Origin of the sequence: Sulfitobacter sp. UBA4523, assembly GCF_002388305.1 — a bacterium.
Lineage (GTDB): Bacteria > Pseudomonadota > Alphaproteobacteria > Rhodobacterales > Rhodobacteraceae > Sulfitobacter > Sulfitobacter pontiacus.
This window is the reverse complement of record NZ_DGMH01000036.1, coordinates 1-379: the sequence shown is the minus strand read 5'-3', so window position 1 is coordinate 379 and position 379 is coordinate 1. Positions and strand designations below refer to the sequence as shown.

Below are 379 nucleotides of genomic sequence, written 5' to 3'. Positions count from 1 at the left end.
TTCGGGTTCACGGGGGGGTGAAAATCTGGGTCTTCCATAGGGCCTCCTTGACGGGCATGGTGCGCATGGGTAAGCCCATCTGGCCGTAGTTTCCAGCCTTATCGGAGCATCCAATGACCGACACCTCTTTCACCCCGCGTGTGTTTTCCGGCATCCAGCCGTCGGGCGATTTGCACCTTGGAAACTACCTGGGCGCGCTCAAACGCTTCGCCGATGCGCAGGACAAGGGGGTACAGTCGATCTACTGCATGGTAGATCTGCACGCCATCACCGTCTGGCAGGACCCTGCGGACCTCAAGCGCAGCACGCGCGAGCTTTGTGCCGGTTTTATCGCGTCGGGCATCGACCCCGATAAATCCATCCTGATCAACCAAAGCCA

The 379-nt window shown here is 59.1% G+C and carries 1 pseudogene; it reads left to right on the top strand.

Going from position 1 to position 379, the window contains the following annotated elements:
* Nucleotides 1-113 precede the first annotated feature (113 nt).
* Nucleotides 114-379, top strand: a pseudogene (locus tag B3849_RS08980) (tryptophan--tRNA ligase); the annotation flags it as partial.